At 55.4% G+C, this 9,679-nt stretch carries 2 protein-coding genes; both read left to right on the plus strand.

Annotated features, from left to right (window positions below):
* Positions 1-24 precede the first annotated feature (24 nt).
* Positions 25-3,741, plus strand: a complete 3,717-nt coding sequence (locus WCO56_16960) for a hypothetical protein (GenBank protein MEI7731268.1) — start codon at positions 25-27, stop codon at positions 3,739-3,741.
* 38 nt (positions 3,742-3,779) lie between these two features.
* Complete coding sequence (locus WCO56_16965) at positions 3,780-9,593, plus strand: S8 family serine peptidase (protein ID MEI7731269.1); 5,814 nt, start codon at positions 3,780-3,782, stop codon at positions 9,591-9,593.
* Positions 9,594-9,679: the final 86 nt, after the last annotated feature.

Consider the following 9,679-nt stretch of genomic DNA (forward strand, 5'->3'; position numbering starts at 1 on the left):
GCATTCCGCGGTGGCCAACGCGGCGTGGCCTTGGTCATCACGCTCATCCTGCTTTCCATCATCACCTTCCTTTCGGTCACCTTCCTGATGGTGTCGCGGCGCGAGCGCGGGGCCGTTACTCAATCCGGTAGCTTGACGATCGCCGAGGCGGGTGCCACCACCGCCCGCGAGCGGGCCATTTCGGAGATTGTCTCCCGCATGATGTCGGAAACCAACCTGCAGGCAATGTACTTGGTGATTTCCACCAATATTGATATCCAAACCAATGTGGCGGCGAACACCGCCTGGACGAACCTGTTTCTCGATCCCCGCCCGCCGGTGTTCATTACTCGCGGCAATCCGGCAACGACGACCTTTCCGTTTTACCTGGATTTAAACCGCAACAGCCAGTACGAACAAACCTTGGGTGATTTGCCGGGCGATCCGGAATGGATTGGCGTCAAGGCGAGTTCCAACCCGAACCTCGATCACTCCAAGGATAATCCCTTCCTGCTTCGGTACGCCTATCTCGCCCTGCCGGTGGGCAAAATGCTGGATGCGAACGCGATCCACAATCATAGCAAAACGAATTTGTGGGTGCCAGCGCCTCCTTCCGGGCTCTCGCTTGGCTGGCCGATAACCAACGGCTATATGCGCAACCAGGGCGTGGGTTCCTGGGAATTAAACCTGGCCGCCATGCTGGTGGACTTGAACCAGAACATCTGGCCGCCCTGGGGGGTGGGACTCACCAATTATAATTATGAGACCAACCTGAATCAAACCAGCTCGGGTTTGGCGTTTGATGATGCGCAGGCCATCCTCAATTACCGCTATGCCACCAATAGCCTCACGTTGATGGCGGTCACCAATTACTTGAACGTCACCAATGTCCCTTATGTGTTCACCAACGCCGACCAGTTTGACAATTTGGGCAACGGACCGTATCAGGTGGGCGTGCAGTTGCAGGATATGGACCGGTTTTTCCCGAGCCCCATGGTGGATTGGCCGGGGCATCCCTGGCCGGGCGGGCTTAGCACCAACCAGTTTTTCACGATTTCCGATTTCTTTGACGCCACCAAAACTTCCCCGGGGTTTGTTGGCCGCTTAAAGCTGGCAGGCTCACGGACCAATGATTATGACCGCTACTCGTTGTATCGCCTGATCTCCCAACTCGGCACCGAGTGCCGGGCCATTGCGGATCAGGGGAACATGCACCTGAATTATGAGAATTACGATAGCGGCCAGAATGCCTATCTGCTGAGTCATGCCACCAATCTTTACGATTGGAGTTCCTATGATTTCTTCATGCACGCGGCCAACCTACTCATCCAGGACCGGCCCTACCTGACCAATGTGGGCATCGCCCGGGTCAGCGATATCATGATCTATCCCACTAACCAGTACACCCCCGAGATTCACCAATTGCTCCAGTTGACGGCGAACCTTTATGACTCCACGCGGTATGATACCGATGATGATCGGAATCCGCATTACCCCACCGTGTTCCGTCCTCGTTTTCGCGTGTCGGGTGGCAATATTTACCTCAGTGATTACGTGGAAGCGCCGACCAATTCCATCCTGGCTTATCCCATTTACGACATGGACAGCGCTGATCCCACAGAGGGTCGTCCAGCGCTGATGACGCATACAAATACCGCAACCGTCTGGGGGATTCCCGCGCTTGTTGGCGCTCGCAAAGGCTATCCCAATTTCAACGAATTCTCGCTGGAAACCTATATCAGTATCACGCGTAAATTGGTACTTCGGAGAGGGACCATACCACCTTACGTCAAAAACGCGATTGATAAAACCAATGCGATGTACATTCTGAGCATCACGAATAACACCGTTGGAGTGGAGGGATGGAATTCCTATCGGGAGGCGACCAATCGCTATCCGCGCGGGTTGGCGATGTATGTGACTAATTATACCACCATGGTGCTTTCCAATGCGAGCTTGGGATTAATCTATAACCCGCTGATGAGTCCTTTGCTCAGTAATGATTTTTACATTCCCGGTCCATTGAGCCTTGTTCCTGCCAAATACCCAACCAACACAGCGGTACGGTATCCGACAAATTTGCAAGCGGGTTGGTATGCCACCAATTTTGGCACACTCACACGTAATTTTACCTATATTAGCAACTACACGTATTATCCCAATTCCTCGTTCCCTTATTTCCATTCTACGAGGATCAACGATGGCTTTGAACAGTTGGCGAGCGATGCGTTTCCAAAAGTGGACTGGTTTTTAATCGTTTCCAGCAAGGTGCGTTATATTTTGGTGGACACCAATCAAAACCGGGTGGTGGATTATGCCAACCTCAAGGGGTTGGACACGGTTATTGATATTGGCAAATCCCTCACCGATATTCGGTCTAGACCTTTTTATACGCCTTGGCTTGCTGGAGCGTTAGATCCGTTCCCTGATGCATACGATTTCCCGCAAGGGATCGAGAACCAGATCAAAATGTCGGCGGGCATAGCGAAGTCTGACGCTTGGTGGCCCGCTTCCAAGGCAAAAAAAATAGAGATTGCCAACTTCTGTACGTTTTTGGGTTTACCGCCAGGAGACACCCAAGCCACGATGAACTCGGCCACCAACCAGTATTATCAGGCGCCGCTTACGCCTACCATCCGGCTTTACCACCGAAGTTCCTGGCAGGTCAATGATCCGCTGGTGCATGCGATGCCGTGGGATTTGTGTGATGAAGGGACCAACGCCTATACCATGACGCTCGTGCTGCCCCCGGGTAAAGACGCGCGTGTTTTTTCTAACTTGGGCAAAACCAATTTTGCCTATCGTCCGTGGGGAGTGCTGAAAAGTTATTCCGCAAGTGACGGTGCGGGTGGCAATGACCCATTCAAGCGGGACCGGCGAGTAAAAGATCCGCTCGTCCGGGGCTCGGATGACTGGCAGTTCCCACACGCCAAGTACGCCAACATTGGCTGGCTGGGTCGGGTGCATCGTGGGACGCCATGGCAGACGGTCTATCTGAAACCGGAAGCAATTGATGGTAATGACTGGGTCCAATGGGCGTATGCTTTGGCCACCCATCCGACCAATGATTGGCGGTTGCTGGATTTGTTCACGGTGGCCCAGCATCCGAATGCCACGGTGGGTTTGATGCCTGTCAACCAGACCAACGTGGCCGCCTGGTCTGCCACCCTTAGCGGGGTGTTTGTTTTTACCAATGAATTGGTGGATACGATTTTGAATCCCAGTGCGGGTGATCCGCAATCGCCAGACGCCGTTGGGGCGATGATTCCGCATTATCGGATGTACACCAACGAAGTGATGATCCAGCCAGGGTCAGCCCAAGTGCAATTCATTGTGGACGGCATCAGCCGGGTGCGTAACACGCTGCCCAACCAGCGCTTCACCCGGGTCAGCGAGCTGCTGCTGGTGCCGGAGTTTACGGTGCTGTCGCCGTTCATCAACACCAACTCTGCTACCCAACTGGGTTACGGTATCAGCGATCAGGTCTATGAGTGCCTGCCGGAAAAAATCATGTCCCTGTTGCGGATGGAGGAGTCGCGCTACGTCATCTATGCGTGGGGCCAGGCGCTCAAGCCGGCGGCCAATTCGATCCAGATCGGCGTGCCCCCCGGCGACCCGCGCTTCAAACTGTGTACCAATTATCAGATCACTGCGGAAATGGCCACGCGCACGGTATTGCGCGTCGAGGACGTGGGAATTAATACCAATGAATTCAAGCCCAAAGTGATCATTGAACGCTTTAACGTGCTGCCGCCGGATTGATATGCGAACACGCATCAACATTATAACTGAATAAATTTATGGATCGCCGAACTCGAATTTGGTTTTTGACCAGCCTGGCCTTGTTTGTGGCCGCCTGGTGTTTCTGGCAATGGGGCAATGACCGGCAGGCCCGCCTGGTCAGTCATCCGCCCGACTCCACCGCCACACCTCCTGCCGCCAATCGGCTTGCCAAGGGCGCGGTATCCTCTGTGCCAGCCCCAACCAATGGGGTGGCTAAACCCAGGGCATTCCCGGCCAACCAGGACCCCCAGTTCCCCTATCGCCTGGCCAATACCAGCCAGACCATGGACCAATTGGTTCACAACGACCATGCCATCTTGCTCCGCAATGCGCTGGTGGATACCACCCTCAAAGCGACCATCAAGATTCCTGAAGTATTGAAGTCGAATGGCGATCCGGGGCGTTACGTCGTGCAGGCCCGAGGGCAACTCAATGACACCTTTCGCTCCGCGTTAAAGGCGGTTCATGCGGAAATTGTCTGCTATATTCCCAACAATGCGTATCTGGTGCAGATGGCCGCTGACGGCGCCAAGAGCCTGGCCATGCAGCCCATGGTGCAGTCCGTCCTCCCGTGGGAACCGTATTATAAGTTGGAGTCGCACCTGTTGGCGGCGGTATTGGATAACCAGCCGCTGCCCGGCAATCCCAATTTTAATCTGGTGCTTTTTCCCGGCCAGCGTCAGGCGGCCAACGACCTGTTGAAACAAACCGGCGCCGAATCGCTGGGCGAGCAGCGTACCCCCTTTGGGCAGATGCTGGTGATCAAAGTGCATCCCGCCCAACTCGCCACTCTGGCGCGGAACCCGCTGGTGCAAGCCATCGAATTGAACCATGCACGCAAACCGGTCAACGACATTGGCCGTCAGTACACGGGTGTGTCCACGAACACCACCCTGGCCTCGCCAGCCGGCAATTATAAAAATCTTACGGGCAACGGCGTGAGCGTCAGCATTAATGATACCGGGGTGGACTCCGCGCATCCGGATTTAGCGGGGCGGGTTGATGGGTTGCTGGTGGATTTTGACGGCCACGGCACGCATGTGGCCGGCACCATTGCCGGCAATGGCTCGCAATCCGGCACGATCAACACGAAATTTATCCCCGGTTCCGCCACGAATGGCGCGAACTTCCGGGGGATGGCGCCTGCGGCCCGGCTCTTCTGCCAGAGCATATTTTTTAATTCGGATACGACCATGCAGGAAAATGCCGCGCTGACCAATGCGCTGGTCTCGAATAATAGCTGGGGCTATACCGGGTCCAGCGACTATGATTTTGCGTCTGCCAGTTATGACGCCGCCGTGCGCGATGCTCTGCCCGGGATGCCCGGCGAGCAGGCGATTACCTATGTGTTCGCGGCGGGGAACGAGGGCTTGGGTGACGACAATGGCACCGGTGGCGTGTCAGGCACCATCATTTCTCCGGCCACGGGCAAAAACGTTATCACGGTGGGAGCCACTGAGGAGCAACGCTATATCACCAACCTCCTCACGTTCCGCAACATGACCGATAGCAAAAATCAAGTTGCCGGTTTTTCGAGCCGCGGCAATGTGGGGATTGGCATCGAGGGCTTGACCGGACGATTCAAGCCGGACGTAGTGGCGCCGGGAACCTTTGTGCTGTCGTGTCGCGCCTCCGCATGGGTGCCGCCCGCCACGAATATTATCACCCGTATCATCAATTTCCCTCGCCGGGTGGTGCCTAACACCAATGATTACATCAACAATGTGTATGTGCCGCTCGGTGGAGTGAGCTTGGGTGTCTATTGTTTGCCGAATGCCATGACCATTGGGCCGCTCGATCTCACGGTCAATATTTACGATACCAATCCGCCGGCGGTCATGGTCAGCGGCAATAATTCCTGCCTTGCCGATACGACCGGACGCGATAATCGCACTTGGGTTTACAAAATCCACAATAACAATCCGAATACCAATGCATATTTTGATTTGCGAATCGCCATCACCTACACCAATTACGATCCGTTGCTCATTCAGCATAACGTGCTGGATGATACTTTGAAGCCGTGGTACCGCTTCGAGACTGGCACGAGCATGGCGACCCCCATGGTTTCCGGCCTGTGCGCCCTGTTTCAGGAATATTTTCAAACCCGGTTTGGACACACCAACAGCCCGGCTCTGAACAAGGCGCTCCTGGTCAATGCCGCCCGCTCCTTTGACAGTTATTCGCTCAGTGATGTGTTGACGGCCAATGCCGCCGGTGACTCGATCAATTACCAAGGCTGGGGGGCCGCCAACATCACCAACGCGCTGCCGATGAACATGGGGTCCGTGATCGAACAGAGCAGTAACACCGTCCTCCAGACGGGTGATTCCCTCACCTATAATGTCACGGTGGGGTCCACCGGTTCCAATATCCCGGTGCGGTTCACCCTGGTCTGGACCGATCCGCCTGGCAACCCCATGGCCTCCCTCAAACTGGTGAACGATCTGGACCTGGTTGTCTCGGACGGCACCAACGTTTATTACGGTAATAATTTCGAGGGGAATTTTTGCGCGGGCATTTCCTCGCTCGTCCTCACCAACCTGGCCCTCACCAATCAGGTTCCCGATTATGGCGATAAAATCAACAACGTCGAAAACGTCTTCATCGAGAAACCTGGCGTCAGCACCTTCGCCGTCACGGTGCGTGCCCGCCGCGTGGCCGTCAACGCCGTGAATTCCAACACCAACACCATCGGGCAGGATTTCGTGCTCGTGGTGTCGGCGGGGGATGCCTCGACTAATTCGATCACGATCAGCAGCCCCGGCCTGATCAACTCTCCGCTGGCGCCGCTGGTGTCGGTCGAGAGCGGTGTCCCGCTGCTGCACCAGCGCATTGGCGCGCATCCCCCGCTGCTATATCCCGATGGCATTCAGAACGGGGTTCTCGCGCAGTGGAACTTTTATGTGTTCACCAATTCCCCCACGAACAGTATTGATTTCACGAATGTGGCCTTCTTCACCTTCATGCCGCCCAACCTTTCCCGCTGGCGCAACAAGGAGGCGGACATTGACCTGTATGTTTCCCAGGACTCGGCGCTCACCAACCTGAATCCCGGGACGCTCTCTAGCGCTTATAAAGCGGTCGGACGCGGCGGTACGGAATATATCACCTTTATTAATTCCTCGCCCGGTCAGGTCTATTACGTCGGCGTCAAAGCCGAGGATCAGATGGGTGCCGAGTACGGCTTTTATGCCCTCGCCACCAACCAGCCGTTTGACCAGACCAATGATGACGGCAGTGTGCTGGTTTTCGGGTCGGGTGGATTCATCCCGGATGGCACCCCGGACAAACCAGGGCAGACTAATTTCTTCGCCCTCATGACGCGTGACCTGAATATCAAGCGGGTGGTGGTCACCAACACCTTCTCCGGCGATTCCAGCCAGAATTTCGGCGATATTCTTGCTTACCTCACGCATCCGGGCGGGGCGGGTTCGCCAAGCGGACCAGTGAATGGGGACTCGACTGTTACGGAATGGACGAACGAGCAGTTTGCTGTTTTATCGGCGCATACGTTTGTTACGAATTCACCTTACGCACCAGGTTTCAATGCGCCGGTGACTTATACGATGGTGTACGATGATAGTGACGAAATGGATATTCCCATGCCGCCCAGTTCACCGACCGATCCACCCGGCAGTCTGAACCGCTTCATTAACGAACAAGCCCAGGGGGTCTGGATGGTTACAGCCGAGGATAACGCCCCCACCCATGTGAGTTCGCTGGTCAATTGGGTGCTCAAATTTGAGCCGAACATTCAGTTGACCAATGACGCCAGCCAATTGTACACCCGGCGCATTCGACCTTTGGGCTTCCAAACGTATTCGTTTTTTGTGCCGCCGGGCGTCACCAATCTGACGGTGTGGATCTATGATAACGCCAATCCGCTCGAGTTGTACATCCGTCGGGGTGCTCCGGCCACGCGTGTCCTTTATGATAAGATGCGCGTCGTTCCTTCCGGCGGCGGTTCCTTGAGCGTGGGCATTTATGACACCCCGCCGCTGAGCCCGGGCCTCTACTATGTTGGCGTCTATAATCCCAACACCGTGGAGGTAACGTACAAGATTGGTGTGGAACTCGATTGGGCCTTGTCTGCCAATTTCACCATGTTCACCCCCACGTATCCGACCAACGCGATGGCGATCATGGATGATACCATCACCAACTCCTATATCTTTGTGCCCGTCAATCAGCAGATCGCTGATGTCATGGTGGACGTGCGGGCGGATCATCCACGCCTCTCCGATCTGTCGTTGCACTTGGTCAGCCCCACCGGCACCCGGCTGATGTTGTTTGAGAATCGCGGTGGTTGGAGTGCGACCAATATGGGATCGGTCACCTACTATACTAACTGGCTCTCGCCAACCACGCCTTCTGGAACGGCCAAGCCGGATACCAACAGTATCGCTGTTAATCAAAATAGCGGATATTTAATCATTAATTATCAATTCTTCGGCATTCCTGATGATATAGACGTGTACCTATATGGAATAAATATCTTCTCTCGTCATGGTGTTTCCGGCGGCGGCACGTTCATGGTGCCGTTTACCGCGCCTATCATTCCAACTACCATAGACATTGTAATGAATCAGAGTGGAGGAAATTCGGGGACGGCATGGAATTATCAGCCTGCAATCGCAACTCTAAAGTATAACTATTTAACGTTTACCGAGAACACCAACCTGGCGCGGCTGCCGATTAAATTTGTCCCGCCGCCATTTGACCCGCCGTTTAAACCGGCGCTCACCAACCGGTTGTACGTGCTGCCGGAGGAACCGATGAAGGCGGTAGTGGGGGAGACGGCGTTTGGCTGGTGGCGATTGGAAGTCTGGGATAACCGCGCCGGGAATCCCTCCACCAACGCCTTTTTACAGGAATGGAATTTGCATCTCGCGCTCGTGAACCTGAACCCGCTGGCCACTCCGTTGACCAACCGGGTGGATTACACCATGACCCTGCTGCCTAACCAGATCTGGTATTTCATGGCCGACATGCCCGTCACCGCCCAGTTTGCCACCAATACGCTCATCGGCAGTAGTGCCAGCAGCCGGATGGACCTGTGGTTCAACCAGGCCGGGTTGCCGGATGGCTCCCAAGTCTTGCTTACCAACGTCCCGGCCGGCGTGTCCACTCTGGACAACCAGGGGTTGAGTGTCCCGCAGGTCGCTCCTGGCCAGCGCTATTTCCTCGCGGTCACGAATCGTGCCGCGACCAATGAGACGTTTACCATCCGCGTGGATTTCGATATCCCGGTTTATTTGCTCACCACGAATGCGCCCGTTACCCATGCGGTCGCGCCGTACCCGGCGATTGACTATTATCAATTGGATGTCCCGACCAACATGGCCTCCATGGTGGTGGAGACCGTCAATGCCAACGGGGATGTGGCCCTGCTGCTCTCGCAGGCCATCACCTATCCAGACCTGTGGCGCTATCAATACATCTCCGACAATCTCGGCACCAATGACGAACAAATTGTTGTCCCGTATCCTCGCGCTGGCCGGTGGTATGTCGGCGTGGCGAATCATGATACCAATGCGGTGACCTATACGCTCAGAGTGACGTTTGTGTCGTCCACCTCACTCTCGGCCTCGTTATACCAAGGTAAACTGTTGCGGTTCGTCGGCGCCCCGGCGTATCGGGTGGCCAATCACAGTATGGCCCTGAGTTTCGAGGCCCGCATTGGCTTTAACTATACCATCCAGGTGTCGTCCAATCTCACGGACTGGCAGACGCTCACCAATCTGCGGGCCAACCAGGTGAACGCCGTCTTCCTGGACCCGACGCCGCGGCTACGCCAGAAATACTATCGGATTACCCCCACGCCATAACTGGCGGGGAAAACTGTTCCAGCACACCCATCGTACCGCAGGTTTCCAAACCTGCCGTGTCGCCGACTTCCCAGTCGGCAGACCGT

This window comes from Verrucomicrobiota bacterium (assembly GCA_037139415.1).
Classification (GTDB): Bacteria; Verrucomicrobiota; Verrucomicrobiia; order Limisphaerales; family Fontisphaeraceae; genus JBAXGN01.